Here is a 23,648-nt window from a genome sequence, read left to right as displayed (position 1 = left end):
AGGAACACATTTATGTCTTCAGGATCCCCATCCAATACTTCTTATAGATCAAATGATAGTTAAAAATCCCTTTTCCATATCAATTCAGCTTGCGATAGCCTTAATAGCTGTCTTATGCTTTTCCATTCCTACTTTCGCACAGAAAAATAATGTCATGGAAAAAGGTCAGGATATCTCTATCCTTTCCGACTCTGCAACCTTGACAAAGGGCGACTACCTGGTTCATCTTGAAAAAGTATTCGAGACCATCAATAAGGTCCCGGTTACCGTAGGCTCCTTTAAGAAACTAAACCCAATAGCCGCACATTTAACACAGGATGAGGCTGCCCTTGCCTTACTTAAAAGCAGGCTTACTCAAAGTGACAGGACGCCAAACCTGCAAAACCTCCAAATGGATCAAACCTTACTGGAGGAGCTTCAGACCAATAACACGGAATGTTTGTCGGATCTAGATGCCTATGAAAAAGAATTAAGGGAGTTAAAAACGGAAATTCTTAACCTGCGTAAGGACACGGTGCTGATTAAAGTTTTTACACTACCGGCGATGCGCCTGATGTTTAAAGAGCAATTTGCGGAGCTGAAGAAAAAACATGTGGTCATGGATAGTTTACTAAAAACTACCACATTAACAATTAACAACCTGCAAGCGCGTACTTCCGCTAATCTGATCAACATTAAAGAGTTAATGTACCTTACCGACAGGCATCTTGATGCCGTAAGTATAAAAGCATTCGGGAAAGAGCGACGTTATCTTTGGGAGTCTGCAAGTAATAAGACCAGAGGTGTTGGATTCCGGAACTTTATCAATGGCGAAAAGGAAATATCAGGGTACTATTTTGTTTACACCCGCAGCAGTCGCCTTTTACTGATCCTTACCTGCGTGACCTTCTTCTTCTGGGTATTTTTCAATTTCAGGAGTATGAAGCAGCGGGACCGCCTGGAAGCGCTCGACGATTTTTCCTTACTTACGGCGCAGCCTTACCTGATTACTTTTATCATGCTGTTTACCCTGGCTCCTATCTTCGACCTCAAGGCACCAGCATTATATATCGAATCGGTACAGATTTTACTTGCCCTTTTACTGACCGTCTTTTTCCGCACGAGACTCTCTTCAAAGCTATTTTACTATTGGTGCATCTTTGCCATATTACTGCTTGCCCCGGTTTTTCTACGTCTCTTAGGGATGCCACAAAGATATCAGCGCTGGTTGCTGCTGTTCCTAAGTATCAGTTCTTCCATCTATGGTATCCTGATATTAAGGAAACTGGATGAGCAGGCAAAGAAATATAAAACGATACTGATTACTGGATTTATCTATACCATCTTCGCAGTCATTGCTACTTTTTGCAACCTCTTCGGTCGCTTTACCCTTACCCAAATTTTCTATTCTACGGGCGTAAACTCTTTGTTAAATGCGATATCGTTAACCATCCTGGCAAAAGTACTGGTAGAGGCTTTCCTGCTTCAAATGAAAAGTAGCAGAATCCGTAAAGGTTATCCTGAATATTTCGACTGGAATTCCGTAACCTCGGGTCTGAAAAGGCTAACCGGGGTTGCTGCGACCATCATCTGGTTTGTGATATTTACCACGAATCTTAATATTTTCAATGGGTTGTATGAGTCTTTAATGGAGATCCTGATTGAAAAGAGAACAGTAGGAAGCTTCTCCTTCACCTTTGGTGGCATCGTCCTCTTTTTAGGGATCATCTGGACGGCCAACTTTTTACAAAAATACATTGCTTATTTCTTTGGTGATACCGGAGACGACGACATAGAAGACAATAAAGGGGAACGCTCAAAATTACTAATTACGCGATTGGTGCTACTCATTGGGGGATTCCTTATGGCTGTGGCAGCATCTGGACTACCGATTGACAAGATCACCGTCATTCTTGGTGCCCTTGGCGTAGGTATCGGATTAGGTTTACAGAATATCGTGAGCAATTTCGTATCCGGGATCATCCTCATTTTCGATAAGACCATCCGCATCGGAGATGTAGTGGAGTTGAGCAATAAAAAAGGAAGAGTTAAAGAAATTGGTGTCCGTGCCAGTACCTTACTTAGTGAGGAAGGTGCAGAAATCATTATTCCCAACGGATCCATATTGTCAAACAACATTATCAACTGGACCCTTAGCAATAACCAGATGCGGGTAGATATTTCTTTAAATATTGCTAAGCCCTTCAATTCAACTGAAGTAGTAAATCAGATCCGGGAATTGATCATTAACAACGACAATGTCTTTGTGAACAAAGAACCTGTGATCATGATTATTCCAGTGAGTAAGCTAAAGAGCAGTATAAAAATATACTTCTGGTGCAAGGATATTGCTAATGCAGACCTGACCAGAAACATGGTCATTGCACAAATATTTGAAGCCTTTGAGGAGAAAGATATTGAGATGGTATAAGTTTAAAGGGAGTAGTTTTAGCATGAAAAACTACTCCCTTAAATTTCAAATTATTTGTCAAGCAAATCTGTAGTCTTTCCGTCTACGGTGTTATTGCCTAGTTCGGCATTGATTACTCTTTCAAAAAGCACTCTTTTCTTATTGCTATGGTATGCTGGATAGTCAGTATTGGTGGTTATTTTGTTGTTTTTAAACACAATTCCGTTTACTGATTTCGCATAAACAATAGGTTGATCAAAAGTATCAAACTTGTTGTTTTCTATCTTGATCCCTGAGTGGAAGTATTTCTTTTGATCTTTAAGATTAGGAATCTCAGGATAAATAGAAATTACTGCACTGGTAAATTGATACATACTGGTTAGGGCATTGATAAAAGTATTGTTGCGAATCGTCACATCTCTACAAGAACCCGTTTCGTACCAGCCATTGCTATCACCACAAAGTACGATGGCACTACCAGAAGTATGGTCAAACAGGTTATCTGCAACTAATGTTGGTTTTGGCGTACTAAATAGCGCACCCCTTGCCCTGTTGTTACGGATGGTATTTCCTGTAAAAACTACTGTAGGTGTCCAGGTTAAATTCTCTATCCCAACATCCGTTTTTTCTGGATCGATCTCCGGGTTTAAAGCATTGGTAAATTCGATCTTAAACTCTTTAATTGGGTCTTCTGGTTTAGATCTTAGGGGTGTAATCGCAGCAATGGTATTCTTGGTATCCCATAAATCCATGGTCTTAGATTGGATAAACTGCACTGAATCCTTTAAGTTACCCCAGTCGAAACCGAAAGATTGACCTTCCATATATCTACCAACTACGGTACGATCGTCTAATCTTTTTACCATTTTAAGGTAGGTTCCATGGATATTGATCGCATCGTCCATCATTCCTTCGTACACACCGTTCTTAGATACTAAATCTCCTTTACAGCCTGAGAAATGCGTAGCATCTGCTTGAGTAGTAAAATATCTAGGGTCGTTTTTACCTCTTAACGATACGCAAAATCCATCCATATAGATGTTTTCTGTGAGCTGCGCCAAAAGTCCCATTCCTTCTGCATAATGTACTTTTACGTTCAAGAAAGTGATATTCTTCCCTTTATGAACAAAAATACCTGGAGTTGGACGGTGCCAGCTTCTCATGGCGATTACGGTACCTGGAATCAGCATTTTGTTCTTCCAATGATGCGCTTTAATCCTTCCAGGAGCAATTTCTGAAACGCTCTTAGTCCCTACTCTAATGTCTCCACTATTGAAAACAATGTGTTTCGTCTTGTTTTCAAAAGCGATGCCTGAGGTTGGATTCATTTCCCAGCCTTCTCCTAAATTATAAAGCACACTATCTTTGATTTTGTAGGTTACCCAAGGCGCAGTTTCATAAACAATGGTTCCTGCAATAGGATCGTTTTCTACAATCTTAATCTGTGTAATTTGTGGTTTTTCGAAATCGATACTCAGGTTTTTGATTTTCACATTCTGGCTTTCAATTAACGCCAGAGGGATCATACGACCATGAAACATCAAGTCTGCACCATTACCATCTAAGGTGATGTTTTTGAAATGATCTAATTCAATCGCTACGGTCTTAGGATTCACCTGATCGTGGTTCGAGATATAGTATTCTCTTTTTAGTGCTCCTTCCGGATGAAAATTATACTTTCCTTTTTGAAACTGAATTACAATTGCATCCTGATCAGTGGCTTTGCTTTTGATCTCTTTCAGCAATTTAACTAATAAAGGACTGATGTTCTCTCCTGTATTCGGTTTGATCCCATAAGCGGAAAGTTGGTATACTTTTGTCTTGGTTTGTGCTTTTAATGGGACTATTAGACTAAAGCTTAACAGCAGCAGTAAGATGTTTTTTTTCAATTGATTTAATTAATTATGGTTCAAGAATTATTTAGAAACGGAATATACAAAGTAAAAAAATAAGAGCCAGCGTTAACTGGCTCTTATTTACGCTGATTGCTTTAAAATTAGTAACCCGGGTTTTGGTCGTTTTTCAATAAAGGATTTAAGTCCATTGCTGATTGCGGAATTGGCATCAACATTAAACGGTTATCCCATGATTTTTTAACCACTGATACCCCATTAGGTGTAAAAGTCTCTCTGTTCATTACTGAAGCAGCGTAAGTAGGGCCATAACGACGAATATCGTAAAAACGGTTCCCCTCACCTGCCATTTCAATTCTTCTTTCGTTTCTCACGAAATCAAGTGCTGCAGGTTTTGACGCGATAGCTGTAGGTACGTTTGGCATCCCACAACGGTCACGCAGATCGTTTAAAGCTGCCTGAACATCGCTATCCCATCCACTATTCTGGATACGTGCTTCTGCAAAGGTTAGCAATACTTCTGCATACCTGATTACTGGAAAATCATCACCAGAAGAACCTTCACCTGGATCAGAGAAAAACGGTTGTAAAGCCACCATTTTACGCCAGCTGTAACCACTTGCTGATTCATTACCATTATTCACGAATGATGGCTCCCAACGGTAGTAAAATGGACCTGAAAAATCTGTTTCATGCCATCCTTTAAAAGGGAAAAGAATCGAAGCGTACAAACGACTGTCTCTGTTACGGAACTCGTTCATATAGGCATTACTTTTCATATCAAGTGTTGGCACTTTTGCAATGTATTGTGTTTGATCCAGGCCGGCAACCTGATTCTCCATCGCAGCAAAGTTCGTTGCTCTGGTTTGTGTAGCGATTAATGGCCTAACGGTCTGACCATCAATATCCCAATACGCATCCACTAAATCCTGAATCGGTTTCAATGAACTGTAGCCAGATACCAGCTGACTTGGTCTCAAATAAATGTAGCGTGACACATCTGACTGACCTTTTTCTGCCATATAGCCTCTAGACACTATATATTCTTTGTTGTTAGGATTGGCATTTTTAGAATGCCATAAAGTTTCGTAGCTGAAAAGTCCTTTCACATACTTATCCTTATCAATCCCCTTAGCCGCAAAATCGATAAATTGATCCATTTCATCCGCTTCTTTTTGTTGTCCTGCATCCAAAGTAGCCACACGGAACAATTGATGTTGACCTTCTCTGATGATCAGATTGGCTGATTTTTCTGCTTCGATAAAATTACCAAAGTATAAAGCGGCTCTTGCTCTCAATGCCAAAGCACCAGAACGGGTAATCCGACCTTTCTCTTTCAGATAACCACCAGTATAGTCCTTAGGTAGTATTTCCGCAATTTCTGCCAACTCATCCAAGATGAATTTCTGTACTTTTTCAGCTGGATCTCTTGGTAACGGAGGCGCATTGTATTCTAAAACTGAAATCACCAATGGCACTTTTCCAAATAAGGAAGTCAGCTTCAAATAAGAGAATGCGCGCATGAACCTCGATTCCGCTTTCATTCTGTTACGCAAATCATTATCCATCGTACAACCATCTACTTTTTCTAAGAAGTTGTTTTGAATGCGGATATCGCTATAGTTGTATCCTAAATCATCTGCAGAACTCAATGCGTTTAACTGTGCAGCCTCGAAAGGCCCCTCCCAGGGTTTCTGACTATGGCTGTTATCGGTAGTCATTTCGATGTAACCATCCCAACCTGGAAGTTGACTATAGCAAGCATTTAGACCTAACCAGGCATCTTTTTCTGTCTTCCAAAAAGTCTCGGCTGCCACTTCAGAGGGTGGTGTTACATCTAGTTTTTTACATCCAGCCATAAAGATCAGGACTGATGATGCAATGAATATTTTATTTAAATAGGTTCTCATAATTCGTTTTTTAATACTTCTGTTCTTACAAAGTAAGATTTAGACCAATTGACATTGTTTTCACACCGATACCTAAAACTCTTGAACTCGCAGTTTCCGGATCAAAATCTTTCATTTTATCATCGGCACGGATGGTAAACATGTTTTCAAGATTCACAAAAATTCTAGCTGCCGAAATGCCACGTTTTTTCAAGAGATTATCTGAAAATTTATACCCGAAAGCAATGTTTTTCACCCGGAAATAATCAGCATCAAATAAGGAGTACTCAGAAAACTCTCTGTTGTAATTGTCTAAAGTACCACCACCGTACGTACGTGGGTAAACTGCTTGTGGGTTAGGATTTTCAGTAGTCCATCTTTTCAAATGATAAGCTCTGGCGCTACCACCTAAGAAAAATGGCACCAATGCGTCGTTCTCAAAGGCAACTTTAGCACCACTTATCCCTTGTCCAAATGCCGAAAAATCAAAGTTTTTATACTTTAAGCTTACATTTAAACCATAAGTATATTTAGGGACATCTGTTCCAATAATTGCTCTGTCTTCTCCAGTGATGTCACTTTTCCAGGCAACATTTGCTCTTTGTGGCTTATATTTAATGTCACCAGCTTTAGGAATACGACCGAATTTGTAATACTCTCCTTTGTCGATTTCCGCTTGCGAATAAAGTCCATCAGTTACGTATCCATAGTAAGAACCAATGGATTGACCCACTTTATAGATGTAATCAATCTTATCACCACCATCATAAATCATATTATCAGATGTTGCTAAATCAACTACTTTATTGGTATTGATCGACATATTTCCGCCAAATGAATATTGGAAATCGCCAACTTTATCTCTGTAATTTAAGGCGAGTTCAAAACCTTTGTTTTGTACTTTACCAATGTTTTGTGATGGTCTTTTACTTACGCCTACTTCAACAGGGACATTGTATTCCATCAAAATATTACTGGTGTTTTTGATATAGTAATCCGCGGTTACAGATAACTTATTGCCCAACAATTCCAGATCAAGACCGATATCGGTGATCGCTACCTTTTCCCAACCTAGTTTGGCGTTTGCTGGTTTCGACTCCGAAATACCTGGCACCACAACATCTTCAAAGTTGTATCCTAAACCATTGTTATAGGTTTGGAAATAATCGTAATTACCAACGTTATTGATGTTACCCAATACGCCATAAGAACCTCTCAATTTCAATAAATTGATCCAGCTTACTTTTTTCATAAAAGCCTCTTCAGACACTAACCAACCGGCAGAGAATGAAGGGAACACGCCCCAACGAGAATCTTTATAGAATCTGGAAGAACCGTCCGTTCTGATGTTCGCTTCTAATAAATAACGACCTAAATAGTTGTAGTTTAAACGTCCGAAATAAGAAGCAAGATTGAATTGAGAAAGCCCACCTTTATTGGTAAGATCCGCACCTGCTGCAGAACCTGCACTTAAATCTTCTAAATCATCTGTAGGGAAGTTTTTGCGTGAACCTTCTAAACCTTCGAACTTATTTTGTTCGTAAGAAGTACCTGCAAGCACTGAAAATGAGTGTTTCTCATTCTTCCAGTCGTATTTTGCAGTAGCAGTGTATAACAAACGAGAGTTATTGCCCCATTTCATATTCATTTGGTTAACCGTAGCCCCAGTACCTGGTATTTCAGCTTTTGAAAGATAGTTAATTGCATTGTTCTGCAGCGCATCATACCATTTTCTCTTATCTTCGGTACTCATATAAGAAGCCTGACCACTAATAACTAAACCTTTTAAAGGTTTAAGGTCAAAACCCAGATCTAGAATTGTATTGACAGAGTTTTTATGCTCCCAATCTTTTCTATTTAAATTACGAAGTGCATTATTTCTGATGAAACTTTGTGAAGCAATTGCACCACCATTAATAGTACCCCAATCTCCGTTCGTATGACGGGCCACCATGGTAGAAGGAACTGCTAAAATTTGGTAAGTTGAAGTTGCACCATTCACGCGATCGTTCTGCGTGTTGATGTAGGAAACGTTGCTATTTAAAGTCAACCAGCTCGTTACATCCGAAGAAACTTTAGTTTGCAGGTTGTAACGTTTACCATCCTGACCTGGCATAAACTGATCGTCGTAAACATAACCAAGACTTGTAAAATAGCGGATCTTCTCTGAACCACCACTGAAATTCAGAGAGTGCTGTGTAGTGATTGCTGATTTATCCAATACTAAATCTGTCCAGTTGGTATTTGGATATAAATCCGGTTTAGAACCATCTTTAAACCATCCGATTTGTTCTGCAGAATATAAAGGTGCAACACCACGGTTTACTAAACCTTCGTTGTACAATTCTGCATATTCCCAGGAGTTCAATAGATCTGGTTTATAAGTAGCTGATTTTGCACCTACAAAGCCATTATATGAAATCGTCATTACCCCATTTTTTCCTGATTTAGTGGTCACCAATACCACACCATAAGCTGCACGAGAACCATAGATAGAGGCCGAAGAAGCATCTTTTAGGAAAGAAACCGATTCTACGCTATTTGGATCTAAGCTCGAAAAGATAGTCGCATTAGAAATGACCCCATCAATTACAAATAATGGAGACGAGGTTTCAAAGTTCCCTCTACCGCGGAAGTTAATCGCTGGTGCTTCACCTGGACGAGCAATGACCGTCACACCAGGAACTTTACCTTGTACTGAAGCCATTAAATTGGTATTGGAACGATCTTTAAGATCCTGAGCATTCACAGTAGCTACAGATCCAGTTAAGTTTACCTTTTTCTGCGTACCATAACCTACTACCACTACTTCTCCCAATTCTTCTTTCTTTTCCAGTAATTTAATGGATAGTGTCTTTTCGTTGCCAATAGTCACCAATTGAGTGGTATAGCCAATCATTGAGATCTCTAAAACATCACCTTTGTTGACCTCGATACTAAACTCGCCCTCGACGTTCGTAGATACTGCTTTATTAGTACCTTTTACTTTAACGGAAGCACCAATCAGGGGCAAGCCCAATTCATCGATGATCTTTCCTTTGATTGCAGCAAGCATTGATGAAGCGGCTATATTTTGAAAAGCCAGTTTTTTCTGCTGCTTAATGATAATGGTTTTACTTTCAATTTCGTAAGAAAGTGGTTGTTGATTAAAAATCTGTTTTAAAACCTCTAAAAGTTCTGCGTTTTTCACCTCAATGGTTACTAGATTCGCATTTTTAAGCAAGTTATCTGTGTAAAGAAAGTTATAGCCACTTTGGCTTTTAATTTCCCTAAAAATGGTCTTTAACGTTGCGTTAGATTTAGAAAGGCTTATTTTTTGTGCATAAGTGGCAGCACTGACCTGCATAATCGATGCGATTATGATCACGGTGGTTAGGCGCATAATTAGTAATAATTTTTGGCATAAGCGTTGGTAGACACCAAGCTTCCTCGGATAATTTTTATACATTAGTTTAAGGTTTGGTTAGCTGCTTTCTGCCCCCTTGTCGTCGAAAACTTAGGGCATTCAGCAATAGTTGATTTAATTAATTATATCCAAACTCAACCGGGGGTGTTAGTAGCACCTCTGGTTCGTTTTTATAATAGCCTTAGCTGCGTGGTTGTAAAATTTTTCTCATCTGTTTGATTTATGATATGAATACTCTGTTTATTGGCAATAATTTATTTTAAAGATTGTTGGTACTGGTCACAAATATTGTTCTGTTCTCTATTTTGAATTTCACGGTACCTGTGCGTTCTAACAATTCCAATACTTTAGACACCTTTTCGAATCTGGAAACGGCACCTCCGAATTTCTCAGTAGATTTCTTTCCTACATAAACCACCTCTACGTTATACCAGCGTTCGACCATTTTCATGACGTTTTCAATGGACTCGCTTTCAAACATAAACTCGTTGTTTTTCCAGGCCAGGTCAAGCAGCTCATCAGAAGGTCCTACCAGGAAATTCCCTGTTGGCATCAATGTAGACTTCTGACCAGGTTTTAACATTTTAGCGTTCCCATGATTAGAGACTTGTACGCTACCTTCGACTAAAGTGGTCTTTGTTGGCTCATTCACATATCCTTTTACGTTAAACTTCGTACCCAGAACTGTTATATCCTGATGTTTCATTTTTACGATAAAAGGATGTTTTTTGTCCTTAGCTACCTGAAAATAGGCTTCTCCCTCCAGTTCAACCCTTCTCGCTGTGGCCTTCGTAAAAGAAGCCGGATATTTCAATACTGAAGCGGCGTTTAACCAAACCTCCGTTTTATCCGGTAAGCGCACCCGATAAGTTTCAGCATTGGTAGTTGAAAGGGTGTTTATTTTATCCGATGCTGCATCGACCGCGTTACTCAGCTCATATACCAATTCGCCCTCAGGAGTCTTGGTAATGGTTACGCCGGCTTCATTTGCGAGCTCACCGCTATTGCTATTTCCTAATTTAATTTTCTTGCCATTTGCCAGGGTTAGTGTAGCTCCAACTGAACCCGGAGCAAGATCCTTAGCAATGGCTTGTTGTTGGTTTTGATGAGCATCTGGTTTATCGAAATAGAACAAAGCTCCGCCCACAACTATAATAACTGCGGCAGCAGCAGCAAATTTTGGCCATAGCCTGTATGTTTTAGCTGCTGGCTGAATGGCCTCCAACGTCTTTTGCCTAATTAAAGAAAGGTCTTCTTTAAGGGCATCCTCAGAAATATCAACAGACTCATTTAAGTTCCATCCGGCATACCAAGTCTCCAACAAGGCTTTTTCGCGCTCATTGCATAGCCCCTGATCATACTTATGAATTAGGTCTTCAATTTCTTGTCTGTTCATGTTTTTGATTGATGCAAAGCTTTTATAACTCGCATGCAAACACTAAAGACAATGCAAACTAAGCTTGGGGGTATCCAAAAAGAAAGTATTTTTAAAGAATTAGAAAAAACATCGATCCTAGCCTGGTACGCAGTATTTTCAGGGCATTGTTCACGGTAGTTTTTACTGTTTGTTCAGAAATATCTAGTTGAGCGGCGATTTCTTTATGAGATAGGAAACCCTTGCGGCTCAATTCAAATATTTCTTTGGTACGAGGCGGAAGTGCGGCTATTTCCTGATCAATAATTAGGGTTAACTGTTTTAACCTCACCAAATGATCGGTAGAAAAACTATTCTCTACTTCAAGATACTGGATGGCTGCAACATATTCATCGTTCAACTTTTTCTTCGTTAACAGATTAAATATTCTGTTGCGCACCGACATAAATAAATAGCCGGAAAGTGTGGTTGTAATGAATAATTCGTGTCGCTTTGACCAGAGTGTAGTGAGCAATTCCTGTACTAAATCCCTACACTCTTCTCTTTCCTGAAGTCGCTTAAAAGCATGAATATAAAGGGGGGCATTATATCGGTCAAAAATTTCAGCAAATGCAATCCGGTCATCGTATTTTATTAAGTCTACCAGCTCCTGATCTGTATATTTACTGTAATCCACCATTTAAAGTTATCCGAACCGAAACTACATAAAAAATCACAACTAAATGCAATGCCCCCCTTCAAGCCTAATTTTAGCTAAAGCGTAATATTACCCGAACTATTGGTTTAGAAGTGGCTTTACTTGTTTAAGCATCTCATCAGCTGTGACCGTTGCCAATGATTTTATATCGAACATCTCCAAAGCCTTATTCAATTCGTTCAGCTGTTTAGTCTGCTTATTTTTTGTATACAAGGTTTTTAAGTATCTGATTTTTTCAAAATCCTGGGATCCTTCAATAAGCTTTTCAAATCGGATAGAACTCAGCGGACCAGGGTAAACCATATAAGTATCGCCAGCTGGCCAGGTGATAAAACGACTATCTTCCAGCGGGTTTTTCGTCCAGCTATTATAAGCCCATCTTAAATAACCATCCATATTTTTACTTGCTGTGTACCAGCCGATCCATACTCCTTCTGCCGGAGAAGAGAAAGTAAAGCCATTTGGATAAGGCTCTGTACAGCAGGTATACCAGGTACTCAGTTGACCATTTTGTTTACGCTTTGCCAAAGTAGCTGCTGGAAAAACCTCTCTTGAAGCAATGCAATAGACATCAATATCTTGTTCTATTTCAGGATGATACTCTCCTGCTAAAGCAATTTTCCAGTTTTTATCCGTCTCTTTCAATAATTTGATGACCGATTTCATCGCTTCTATTGGTCTTTCGTCCATTGCAATATAGGTTTTGCTAAACCATCCTTTTTGCTTCAGGTGCTGTGCAAAGTCGACCAGCATGGTTTTCCAGAAAGCGTTATAAGTTGGGGTACCAATCGCATCTGTAAATACGGCTTCCTTTTGTGTGCTTTCATCATAATAGGTAAAAGCGATCTTCCAAGGTACCATACTGTAACAGTTGATGCGTTCCGTAATTCCGCAATCCATTACAAAGGCTATATATTTATCAAATAGACTGTAGTCGTATTTCCAGCTGCCATCCTTTTTCTTCGTCCATTTAATTAAGCTTGGATAATCATCGTAAGTTTGGTGTCCCCAAGGCTCATGTACGATACTTGCAGTAATGGTTTTTTGACCTGCATTGGCCAGCATTTCATAATAACCTTTCATCAATGCATAATGCTCCGTACTCCAAAGTGGCACATTATGTACGCGAGCGATAGCTGCTGGATGTTGCCATAGATCTAAATCATATTCCCATTTGTTAGGAGCAGGCAATGTTTTGTCTAATACCTGAATGTTGATTGCTAAACTGTATTCCTGATCTCCTTTTATCTTAATTGTGCCTTTATAATTTCCAGGGGCTGTATTAGCTGGCACCTTGATACTAAGCCATGCTGGCTGAGTGGTGTTTTTTTTCAGCAATGCGGATTTGGATTTTGTATCGATGATATCGGCTACATAGGAAGAATCAAAATCTGCTGCTTTCCGGTGGCCACAACCATTTTTAAATTCATCGGTCATCACATATTCAACAAAACCAAGTGTAATGTTTCCCTTTTTAATGGAATTCCCTTGTTTGTCTTTCAATTCACCAGCCTCTAAACTGATATTGTTCAGGTTTTTATTTGCCCATACCAAAATTTGTGTATGTATCTTCTCGCCTTTCCAGGCTTTTGCTTCCCAGGTCATTGCTGCCTCCACCTTCGGTGGCAATTCTCTTGCAAAATGTTTATTCGAAGAGGCAAAGCTTACATTTAATCCATTGGGTACTTTGGCCCATTCCTCATTAATAATTTGCTGATTCAATAAAGGCTTTTTTTGCAAAGCCAAACTGGCGTCTTGTGCCTTAACACCTAGGTATAAAAAAGATAGACAAATAAAATACAGATATTTCATAGCTCTAAGTTAGCCATTTAGAGAAGAGCGTAAAACGGCAATCGTATCAGACTCGTTACACAAGCGTTTGCTTAAACGTAACAATATGGATAGATTCCAAATCTCCTCTCTTACATCGAAATTGTTCCACCTTCGAAAGGCACCGGCAAATAGAAACGTCCGTTACTTAAATTTTGGATCTTAAGAATCCTTTTTGAGGCTTTATCCAGGAAGACTTTAAAATATAACTTTTCTTTAGAGGTACTGTTTGCGAATACCAAAATCTGTTTTCCTTTTTGCTGACTAATCTCGTAAGTAGCCATTGCTATGGAATGGCTTAAAAAATTCCGACGAACGTCATAATCTGCTTCTGTATTCTTTTTAAGCGTGATGGTATCAAGGGCTATAGCTTTCCGGAACGTGGCATCACCCTGGAACTCGATCACTTCACGAAAAACATCTTTCGCATTCAGCAGAGTATCCCTATTGAGCTGCCAGGCGAAAGCTAAAGGTGATTCTCTACTAGCCCGATCAATGAGCTTTAAAATTGGAGAAGCGTTCAGTAACAGCTTCCTACGTTCATCCTCAGCATCGATGGTTTCTGGAGACAGAAACATCCGCATTGATTTGACTTGGGCAGTAGCATCCGTACAAAAAAATGTCTGGAATACAGTCATTAAAAAAATAGCCGGAATCATAGTTAATTTACGCAAGCAGAAGAGATTTTCCATATTCATTGGCTAAAGTATTGATTTTTACTTATTCCTTAACAAGGATACCTCTTTTTTACCTATTTATGCTTTCCCCGCTTCCACCAGATCAAAAAACCGGTTACTGGTAGTCCTGCAGCAATCAATCCTGCAAAAAATGCTATTATTTTCCCTGTCATCCCCAATACACTTCCTGTATGCAGATCATAGTTCATTGCAATTAATTTTGCGCCGACAGACTGCTGATCAAAACTTCCTCCATCCTGCAAAAGCTTTCCGGTATACCTGTCAAATTTGTACTGTTGTCTGTCATACATCCGCATTTCATCCTGATAAGCAGAAACATTCACGGTTCCACTTTTTGCTGCAGGAAAATTATATAGAAAATAAGCAGTTTTTGGGGCAGCTTTTAAAGCCTGATCCAGAATCGGATCTACTGGCATCAATCCCGGCAACTGTGTGGTATCAGATAATATTTTTGCTTTCTTTTCCGTTGTCAGCTCAAAAGACCACATCAATCCGGTTAACGCTATGACCATCAGGATTAAGAAGCTGTAAAAGCCAAAAACATTGTGCATGTCGTAATTCAGCCTTTTAAACTTTGCATTCCACTTTACCTGGAAACTTTTCTTCAGCTGTTTAAGCTTCCAGTTTTTGGGCCACCACAGCACCATTCCTGAAAGCAGTAAAATCACAAAACAAACCACCGACCAGCGGATGATGAAATGCCCGACAGCATCACCTAAGAGCAGGTTCATGTGAAGTGCCAGTACCACAGTAAAAAACTCTGATTTGGCATTCTCCTTAAACACCACCTTACCCGTATAAGGATTCAGGTAAACCTTATCATAATACTGGTAATAGTTCCAATAGCCAAAAGCTTTTTTATCTACTTTTAAAGCACGAAACATATAGGTCCGGCCTGCCGATTGAGAGAGTTCCGCACGCGAAATTTTATGGTCTTTACCCATTGCCTCTTCGGCTATTGGCAATAATACACTCAGTGGCAAGCGCGATTTAGCAGGGGCTACATGCAATCGATCTTTATAAACCAGTTCTTTTATTTCGTCCTGAAAGGCATATACAGCACCTGTAATCCCCAGTATAAACACCACTAGCCCGGAAATTAATCCGAGCCAGAGGTGTATTTGTCTAATTGTTCTTTTAAAATTTGAAGGTGACATTCGCAGCAAAGGTTCTTGGCATTTGTGGACTTAATACGCCCTGGCCAGTAAAATATACTTCATTCGCTAGGTTGTCAACTTTAAGGCCCAACCTGTATTTTGGTTTATCATAAAACACCGTAGCTGTAGCCATGATGTAAGAAGGCAAGGTAAACACGCCTGTAATTGCAGAGTTTCCGGTTAAGTGTTTTCCTATATAATTCACTCCGGCACCCAATCCCAATCCTCTAAATTGACCATGTGGAAGAGCATAGCTGATCCATGAGTTGATCAATGTTGCAGGACCAGCTGCAGCAGGTCTGCGACCTTCCAAATCAACAGCAGCATCCTTCCATTTACTATAATTATAGCTGTAACCAGCGATGACATTTAAACCTTCAATTGGATTGGCAATCAGTTCAAGTTCTACTCCCTGACTTTTCTGAGTACCATTTTGCACTGTAATCCGGTAATTAATACCATTTACATTTACCGTTTCCATATATAAGGAGTTCTTCACTTTAATATCATACACACTCGCTGTAAAGCTTAGTTTACCGTCGAAGAGGTCTGTTTTAACCCCAGCTTCCAACTGATTGGCATGTTCTGGTTTAAAGGTATTTGAAGCACCTGATCCTTCTGGTTGTGTTACAGGGGCGGGATTGCTAAAACCGTTCATGTAGTTCCCAAACACAGAAACCCTGTCTTTTAGCACCTGATAAACCAGGCCAAGTTTAGGGGATAATGCAGTTTGCTCATATTTTCCCGAACGCGTATTCGTATTTTCATTGAAGGTTCCTTTAGTTTGAAAACGGTCTACACGAAGGCTCAGCATGGTGATCAATCTATCCGTTATATTTAACACATTTGAAGCATAAGCACTGTACACATTGTTTTCTGCATGGCCTTTAGTTGGCAAGGCGGTGCTTGCAGCTAACCCAGCTTCTACTGCTGAACGGGAGATATTGTAGTAATTTGGATCATTCGGGTTGGTACCGCTCACTTTGTCGAATACCAGATATGGGGAATTGTTGTTTTTAACTGTCTGATTTAAATAATCCAAACCAAGCACAATTCTATTACGTAGTCCAAATAACTTAAAATCACCATTAAAATTCTGCTGAACATCTGTAGAGGTGTTTACAGAGTTCTGTAAGGAAATATTTCGCTCCAACATTTCATCTGTCGCACCGCGGATAAATTGATATTGATAAAAACCATCCGATTTACGGCTATTTGTTGAAACAATGGTTTGTGAAGTCCATTGATTTGAAAGCTTGTAATTCACCTGGCCTTTGATGTTAACCGTAGGATTTTTCATGGTCAAATCCTTATTGGTATAAGAACGCTTCCAATCATAATTTAATTCTTCAGGTCTGGTGGCTATAAAGGGACGTGTACGTGGTAAGAAGATTACTGCTGGACTGGTACTTTTTAATTCTGAAAAGCTCGTATTTAAGCTGATGTTCAGCCTGTCATTTACTCTATATTCTATCACTGGCGCCACAAAAATAGATTTCCTAAAGCCCACATCCTGGAAACTGTTCTGATGCTGGTAAGCAGCATTCATTCTGAAAAGTAATTTTTTATCCTTCGTTACTGGTCCGTAGACATCAGCAGTGAAGCGGTTTAATCCATAGCTACCGGTGGTGTAACTCAACTCTCCGCCTAATGTATCTAAAGGTTTCTTTGTTACAATGTTGATCAACCCACCAAAAGAAACTACTGAGGCGCCAAATAATGTTCCTGAAGGCCCTTTAATCAGTTCTACACGTTCAATATTGGCTGGGTCGATTTCTCCATTTGTTTGTGAGGGTACACCATCCGTTAAGGCAGCTTCCACACGAAAACCACGCATACTATAGAAAGTAGCTCCGGCAGTATTGATCCCTCTACTACCCTGAATCTTATATACACCTGGACTATTTTTTAACGCCATACTAAACTCGGTAACCATCTGTTCGGCTAGTAATGCTTTAGGAATAGTGGTATAAACCTGTGGATTTTCCAGATTACCCAATGGCATTTTCGCAGAAGTGGTGGTTTTCTTTACAGAAAACTTATTGATCCCTCCGCCATTGATCACTACTTCATCCAGTTGCTCATTGCTTTCAGCTAAAATGAAGTTTACGGCAACAGTTTCCCCTGCAATCACTTTTACATCTTTCTGCTGAGGGGCTAATCCTACAAAACTAGCAATCAACTTATAGGTACCCGCTTCAACATCTTTCAGTAAATAGTTACCTTTTGAATCTACCTGAACGCTTTTTAATCCTTTAATCCCTACAGTCACAAATTCGGCAGGTTTGCCATCTTTAGTTTTAACACTTCCTTTGATATTTCCTTTTGCTCCTGAAGTCTGTATGGTGATTTGCGTACCAGTTACGCTTAAGCCCTTCAATTGTCCTCCGAGTAATTCCGACAATGCTTCATTCAAAGTCTTATTTTTCAAGTTCAGATTCAGCTTTTTTTGCAGGTTCAGTTGGGTGCTACTATAAGAAAATTGTACTCCAGCCACATCGCCAAGGGCTTTTAGTGCTTCGCTAAGATTAACATTAGTTAGCTGAAGTGTTACGGGTTTCTCTAAAACCGTGTTTTGCCTCGCATAACTGCTGCAGGGCAGATATAGGATACTGCTGATGAATAGCAGGAATATTACAAATTGTTTCTTTGGGGTACATGCTTTGTACATACTTTTGTTTGTTGTTAAATTGATGATGAGTTGATTTTTCAATAGCCCGGTATGAAGTTGGCCGACTGAAACCGGGTTTATTTATATAAATGGTTTGGGGATAAATCAATAAAAGATAAAGGTTTGTTCTTCCTGCCTGTAATCGAATTTTACGGCAAAGCTCATGCTTTCCAGGACTTGTTTTAAGCTTGGGTTATTGAAGTTGCCGGTATAGCGTTCTTTAGCTAATTCTGCAGTGCTGACCTTAATTTCCACATTATACCAGCGCTCCAGTATCTGGGCAATTTCTTCAATGGTTAAATTATCCAGCAATAGTTCGTTGTTTTTCCATGCGATGTATTTACCCACCTCCACCTTTTGGGTCTTTATAATGGGCAAGGATGAATTTTGAAAAACACCCATATTATTTGCAGTAAGGGTTGCTTGTTGCTGACCCGATTTCTCTGAAAATCTAACTTTCCCTTCCTCTACAACTACGGCAGTACTGCTTTCTTTGGCAAATGCCCTTAAGTTAAATCTGGTTCCTAGTACTTGTACCTTTGTTTTTGCAGTCTGGATGATAAAAGGCTTTGAGGGATCTTTGGCTACATCAAAATAGGCTTCACCAGAAAACTCCAATGCCCTATGATTGCCTTTAAAGCTTTCAGGAAAACGTAAAACACTTTCCGCATTTAGCCAAACCAGGGTCCCATCGGGTAACTTTACCTGCAACTTCTGACCTTTAAGTGTCTTTATCGTTTTATAAACCAGTACTGTTTTTTGAGGAACGTTCTGCTCCTTATTGAAATAATATATGCTGCCTAATCCAACAAACAGTAGGAAACAAGCGGCAATTTGTAAGATTAAACGGTAATTGTTCCATTTAATGGATTTGCCCGCTATTGGCGGAATTGCAATATCGTACCGACTTGCGATCTTCTTCCATCCTTTTTCTTCGAGGGCATTCAGATCTAACTGTGCCGGATAACTCATCTCTGCTTCATCAGATTCCAGCCATTGCTGAACCGCATCCTCCTCTTCCGGATTACATTGGCCCTGGTGATAACGTTCAATAAGTTCTTTAGTAATCTGCATAAGCATCAGGCCTTTTAACTGCCCATATACCTTAAGCCGGATAAGTATTGATTTTCCCTAGGTCGATTCTTGAAAAAAAATCAAATGGCACACAACTACCTGAATTCCTGCAAATTATTTCTCAAATAATTCATCGCTTTATAGAGATGGTATTCTACTGTTTTTTCTGAAATCAATAAATTAGCAGCGATTGTCTTGTTGTTCATGCCCTGATCCTGACTTAAACGGTATACTTCCCGGCATCTACAAGGCAACTCCGCCAGCAAAAGGTTCAGACTCCCGTTCAATTCATTAAATAAAACTTGTTCTTCTGTGCAGTTTATTGATCCACAATGGCTTCTTAAGGCGCAATTGATATGCTCCCTTCGACTGTTACTTGTGCGCAGGTATTCAAAAGCCTCCAGCTTTGCTGCCCGGTGTAAATAATGCGTTATGGTAGTTTTAATGCTGAGTTTCCCCCGACGTTCCCAGATCGAAGCGAAGAGATCCTGACTAATTTCCTCTGCTATTTCTTCATCATGGGTGTAATGAAATATGATACCGTACACACTTTTCCAATGATCCCTATAAATACGCTCAAAGCCTTGCTCATCTATTTGATGAAGATTAAGGGGAAGATGTTGATCCTGATTTGAAGGAGATCCGGGCACGGTGATTAATTTTGCTCAAAGCTAATTAATTACTTGGAATCAATCTAAATAAAAGAATGATTTTATTTAGATTGATTCTTTTTGACTTAAAAACAGGCCTAGGAAGGGTATTGATTAGGCATCTGGTATCTCAGGTTCTACCAGTTTAGCTAATTTCTCCAGGGATTCCTGCCAGCCTAAATAGCACATTTCTACAGGGATCACCGCTGGAATTCCTTCCTGGGTGATTTTTATTTCCGTACCCACCAAGGTTTTTCGAAGCCAGACAGAGGTAATCATCTCCCCCGGAAGATTTGGGTCGTCAAAGGTATCTGTGTATTTCAAAAACTCATTCGGTTTGATCTCTAGGTATTTTCCCCCGAAGGAATGACCGTTACCGGTAGAAAAATTGTGAAAAGACATTCGAAAAGAACCTCCTATTTCTACGGTCATCTCATGGACAGTACAAAGAAATCCATATGGAGGGAGCCATGAAGCAATTGCCAGGGATTCAGTGAATGCGCGGTATACCTTTTCCGGACTGGATTTAAGTATTCTATGTAATGAAACGGTGTTAGCTGACATGATATCTTTTTTTTCGTTTCCTACTCGTCTGGCTTTTCGGTTTCGCCCGTTTTTGTTGGTCGCTGCTCCAATTCGCTCTGAGCTTATTAAGCTGAGCAATACAAAGATGCCGGAAAAAGCTATAGTAAACAGCGGCTAAACACGACAATATCAAGGGGGATTTGCGACCAAAAAAAACGGATCTACCAGGGAGGCAGATCCGTTTCTTTAGAGATTGGTTCTTGAAGGCGAACATCGGATTTCGCCTGAACCATTATTTAAATTTTTCTGTAATTGGAATATTCCGACAATGTCTCCATTGGTACAAGCTGACCTAGAAATTTCACCATAAGATTCAGGTCTTCACTTTCCACAAAATATGCTTTTTCCATTTCATTATAGTTGAATTTGATGACCAGGTCGAGCTTCTCTGCATTGAAGATTTTTATTTTCAATGGCTTTTCATTTAAAGATTGGATTTTATCGAGTCTTTTTGTTTTCAGGTTTATAGTCATGTGTAATTTGCAATCCTTCAAAAAGGAAGCTTCTGCTGGCAAGGAAGCCGGATCTTGCTTGTAACTGATTACCAGAACCTCGGCATTTTCCTTTTCAATCTTATAAGTAGACTCATCCACTCTGGCAGTTTGTGATTGAGGTTTTGCATGGGCTTTCAAAAATGCTTTAATTTCTGATTTACCTGGCGCTTTCCCTTTTACTGAAATTACTGTCCAGCGTTCCGCTTCAGGTTTTGAAGGGTCATAACTGGCCAAAGTAACTGTTTCTTTATTACTGGCTATGGAGCTATACTTAAGATCAAAAGCATAATTATCAGGTCGCGGTTTAGTTGCTGTTGATAGCAATGCCGTGTCGATACCATGCTTAGCAAATGCCTCCAGAACTACTGATTTCTGTGCGAATGACGCAATTACTGAAAAGTTTAACAGGGTAATCAAAATTAGTTTTCTCATTAGATTTGTTTTTATTTTTTTAACCAGGATGTTTTTAAAGGGAGCTTAGTTGGATCAGAAAATCTGAAGCCCGGTACCTCATTATAATTAAGTTTAACAGTTCCTTTCAGTTCCATTTTTTTTCCCTCACGCAGGATCGAAATATGAATTGGACTACCCTCCTGAAGTCCATAACCAAGCATCATGGAGGCAGATCCATCCTCTGAATTAAAATCTAATCCATTAATGGAGAGCAATACATCTTTGTTTTTTAATCCGAGGTTGGTAAAGAATTGATTTTCGTTATCGGGTAAATCTACCAGCACCTGTTTTTGGTCCTGATCAATATTGATATACAGTGCATCGTTATGCACAAAAACGATAGATTCAGCAACGGGTACCACTGTTTCCTTTAGTCCCATCCGTTTTAGATAAGCTGAATAGTCCAGTGGTTTTCCTTCCACAACATAGGTATTCAGAAAGACCCCCATTTCTGGAAAGGTCAGCTTTGTAATCACGTTGATGAAATCTGCGTCTTCAAAAGGCTTGTCGCTCCCATATTTTTCTGCGAGTTGCGCCTCTAGTGCCAAAAGCCCTTTCTCTCCATTGCTATGTTCTCGTAATAGAATATCCATACACATCGCGATCAATGCCCCTTTTTGATAAACATTAGGATACTCCCGTTTCATATCCTCCTGAATCACATTCTTGCTCATCTCTGTAAAAGATAAAGAATCGTTGTAATCTTCGGCGGCCTTCATCTTGGCAGTCATGAGGTCATAAAATTTATCTTCGGAGATTAGTCCCTGGTTCACCTGGAAGAGGTTTGCAAAGTATTCGGTTACACCTTCATAAAACCATAAATGGCGGCTCATGACCGGCTTTTCATAGTTAAAATAGCGTATTTGCTCTGAATGAATTTTCAAAGGACTAACGGTATGAAAAAACTCATGACCAATTACATTGATGAGGTCCTGACTGGTCATGTTTTCCCTGAAAACAGCCGTGGTTGAGTTATTGTGTTCCAATGCCCCTATTCCTTTGGCATCACCATCGGAAGAAGCAGTCAGGTAAAGCAAAACAGCATATTTCTTTGTGGTGTTGACTGCGCCTAAAAATTTCTTCTGGGCAATCATCATTTTCTCTAATGCGGGTTTTAATAGTTTAGCGCTGGTATTTCCATGCGGCGCATAGACACTTAACAATACCTCCATATCATTAACGCGAAACATAGCGGTATCGGGTTTAGTATACATCACCGGGTTGTCTACCAATTCAGCAAAACGCGAAAAGGAATAAAGGTCGCTGCTTGATGAAGTGTCGCTGTCAATAGCTGCAGTTGAGCCATAGAGTTGCTCAGGATGCTTCAGTCTAATGCGATAGGGTTTTTCCTGCATTCCTTGAAAATATCCGGCAAAGCCTGCCCAATTTATCCAGAACTGCGTATCTGCTTTAATATTCGTTCCTGCCGGAGAAAAGATCACCTTTTCCTTTGATCCGAATACATCTGCACCGGTTTCCGCATCGAAGGTATCGTTAACCAGGTAGGACAATCGGGTCAGCTTCTTTGCTTTATGGATGACCACAGTATTGGAATCTTTACGGATCAGCGGCAAACGCTCATTATTTTTATCATAAGCAGAAATATCTTCGATAAACCGACCATAATCTGCGATGGCATAAGTACCTGGAATAATGCTTGCGAAATGATAAGTAATGGTATCACTTTTTATGCTGGTTGGGATCACTTCTACCCTAACCTGATCATTCTTAACATTTCCGAGATCCAGAACGATGGAAGTAAAGTCCTGCTCTTTTACCATGTTTTTACGTGAAACCACACAGGAAAGTTGGAATAACACACAAATGGTCAACAAAAAACAGGTTAGCCCATTCGTCTTTTTCACTGGCCTGGACTTACGGCGAGTGTTGGTCTTTAAATATTGCAATTTTTAGTATTTTTTTCCAAAGTTACGATAAATGACAAGTTTTAATTCAAAAACCAATAGCTTTACTTCATAAACCATCTCAACATTTTTATGAAATACAAAATTTTTATCCTTTGTTTATTTTCCATAGGTATTACGTGTTTATTCAGTGCTTTTAAACCTCAGGAAACCGGGCAAGTATACTTTATCCGTTCTACCAACAGTACAGGATCTGCTATTGCTTATAAGGTGTATATTGATGATAAACTGGTTTGTAACCTAAAAAACAAGCGCTTTTCGGTTCATGATATTGCTGCAGGAGAACATACTGTATCTATACAAGGTACCGGACTTGGTAGTCATGCTAAATCAAGACCATTCAAGATCAATGTGACTGCAGATAAAAGCAATTACCTGGTTGCAGTGAACGGTCCTGATTTGTATTTGGTGGAAGCAGTTGAGCCATCTGCACAAGAATTACTGAAAAAGGTAGCTCCCACAACAGCTTGTTTACCTGCTGATAAAAAGGGAAAATAACATT

Annotated in this window: 16 protein-coding genes; 2 read left to right on the top strand and 14 right to left on the bottom strand. The window is 39.6% G+C overall.

Annotated features, from left to right (window positions below):
• Positions 1–154 precede the first annotated feature (154 nt).
• Positions 155–2,410 (top strand): mechanosensitive ion channel family protein, encoded by a 2,256-nt coding sequence (locus R2S10_RS00560; protein ID WP_316838474.1) that lies wholly within the window; start codon positions 155–157, stop codon positions 2,408–2,410.
• A 50-nt stretch (positions 2,411–2,460) separates the two neighbouring features.
• On the opposite strand, the gene R2S10_RS00555 is transcribed toward R2S10_RS00560, so the two are convergent.
• The 14 genes from R2S10_RS00555 to R2S10_RS00490 form a co-directional block, all read right to left on the bottom strand.
• The gene (locus tag R2S10_RS00555) at positions 2,461–4,278 is read right to left on the bottom strand and encodes a hypothetical protein (RefSeq protein ID WP_316838473.1); all 1,818 of its coding nucleotides are present in this window, start codon (positions 4,276–4,278) and stop codon (positions 2,461–2,463) included.
• 107 nt (positions 4,279–4,385) lie between these two features.
• On the bottom strand, positions 4,386–6,152 hold the full coding sequence (locus tag R2S10_RS00550; RefSeq protein ID WP_316838471.1) for a RagB/SusD family nutrient uptake outer membrane protein: 1,767 nt from the start codon (positions 6,150–6,152) through the stop codon (positions 4,386–4,388).
• Between the two features lie 25 nt (positions 6,153–6,177).
• A complete protein-coding gene (locus R2S10_RS00545) occupies positions 6,178–9,513 on the bottom strand; it encodes a TonB-dependent receptor (RefSeq protein WP_316838469.1) in 3,336 nt (1,111 codons plus the stop codon).
• A 283-nt stretch (positions 9,514–9,796) separates the two neighbouring features.
• Positions 9,797–10,933, bottom strand: coding sequence for a FecR family protein (locus R2S10_RS00540; RefSeq protein WP_316838468.1), 1,137 nt, complete (start codon positions 10,931–10,933; stop codon positions 9,797–9,799).
• 91 nt (positions 10,934–11,024) lie between these two features.
• Positions 11,025–11,591 carry an RNA polymerase sigma-70 factor gene (locus R2S10_RS00535; RefSeq protein ID WP_316838466.1) on the bottom strand — a complete coding sequence of 189 codons (567 nt, stop codon included), beginning with the start codon at positions 11,589–11,591 and terminating at the stop codon, positions 11,025–11,027.
• A gap of 96 nt (positions 11,592–11,687) precedes the next feature.
• A complete protein-coding gene (locus tag R2S10_RS00530; RefSeq protein ID WP_316838465.1) occupies positions 11,688–13,331 on the bottom strand; it encodes a DUF4091 domain-containing protein in 1,644 nt (547 codons plus the stop codon).
• A 200-nt stretch (positions 13,332–13,531) separates the two neighbouring features.
• Positions 13,532–14,023 carry a hypothetical protein gene (locus tag R2S10_RS00525; RefSeq protein WP_316838464.1) on the bottom strand — a complete coding sequence of 164 codons (492 nt, stop codon included), beginning with the start codon at positions 14,021–14,023 and terminating at the stop codon, positions 13,532–13,534.
• 167 nt (positions 14,024–14,190) lie between these two features.
• Entirely contained in the window at positions 14,191–15,294 is a 1,104-nt protein-coding gene (locus R2S10_RS00520) for a PepSY-associated TM helix domain-containing protein (protein ID WP_316838463.1), read from the bottom strand.
• Positions 15,275–17,965 (bottom strand): TonB-dependent receptor, encoded by a 2,691-nt coding sequence (locus R2S10_RS00515; protein ID WP_316838462.1) that lies wholly within the window; start codon positions 17,963–17,965, stop codon positions 15,275–15,277. The genes R2S10_RS00520 and R2S10_RS00515 overlap by 20 nt, the downstream gene beginning before the upstream one ends.
• Positions 17,966–18,070: 105 nt before the next feature.
• Positions 18,071–19,039, bottom strand: coding sequence for a FecR family protein (locus R2S10_RS00510; protein ID WP_316838461.1), 969 nt, complete (start codon positions 19,037–19,039; stop codon positions 18,071–18,073).
• Positions 19,040–19,134: 95 nt separating this feature from the next.
• Positions 19,135–19,689 carry an RNA polymerase sigma-70 factor gene (locus R2S10_RS00505; protein ID WP_316838460.1) on the bottom strand — a complete coding sequence of 185 codons (555 nt, stop codon included), beginning with the start codon at positions 19,687–19,689 and terminating at the stop codon, positions 19,135–19,137.
• Positions 19,690–19,803: 114 nt separating this feature from the next.
• Positions 19,804–20,253, bottom strand: coding sequence for an SRPBCC family protein (locus tag R2S10_RS00500; RefSeq protein ID WP_316838459.1), 450 nt, complete (start codon positions 20,251–20,253; stop codon positions 19,804–19,806).
• Between the two features lie 257 nt (positions 20,254–20,510).
• The gene (locus tag R2S10_RS00495; protein ID WP_316838458.1) at positions 20,511–21,200 is read right to left on the bottom strand and encodes a hypothetical protein; all 690 of its coding nucleotides are present in this window, start codon (positions 21,198–21,200) and stop codon (positions 20,511–20,513) included.
• An 11-nt stretch (positions 21,201–21,211) separates the two neighbouring features.
• Positions 21,212–23,086, bottom strand: coding sequence for a hypothetical protein (locus tag R2S10_RS00490; RefSeq protein ID WP_316838457.1), 1,875 nt, complete (start codon positions 23,084–23,086; stop codon positions 21,212–21,214).
• A gap of 132 nt (positions 23,087–23,218) precedes the next feature.
• On the opposite strand from R2S10_RS00490, the gene R2S10_RS00485 reads away from it, so the two are divergent.
• The gene (locus tag R2S10_RS00485; RefSeq protein WP_316838456.1) at positions 23,219–23,644 is read left to right on the top strand and encodes a DUF2846 domain-containing protein; all 426 of its coding nucleotides are present in this window, start codon (positions 23,219–23,221) and stop codon (positions 23,642–23,644) included.
• The last annotated feature ends 4 nt before the right edge of the window (positions 23,645–23,648 follow it).

The sequence above is a fragment of the Pedobacter gandavensis genome (assembly GCF_032678745.1).
In the GTDB taxonomy this organism is placed as follows: Bacteria; Bacteroidota; Bacteroidia; order Sphingobacteriales; family Sphingobacteriaceae; genus Pedobacter; species Pedobacter gandavensis_C.
This window is presented reverse-complemented; position numbering and strand designations above follow the sequence as displayed.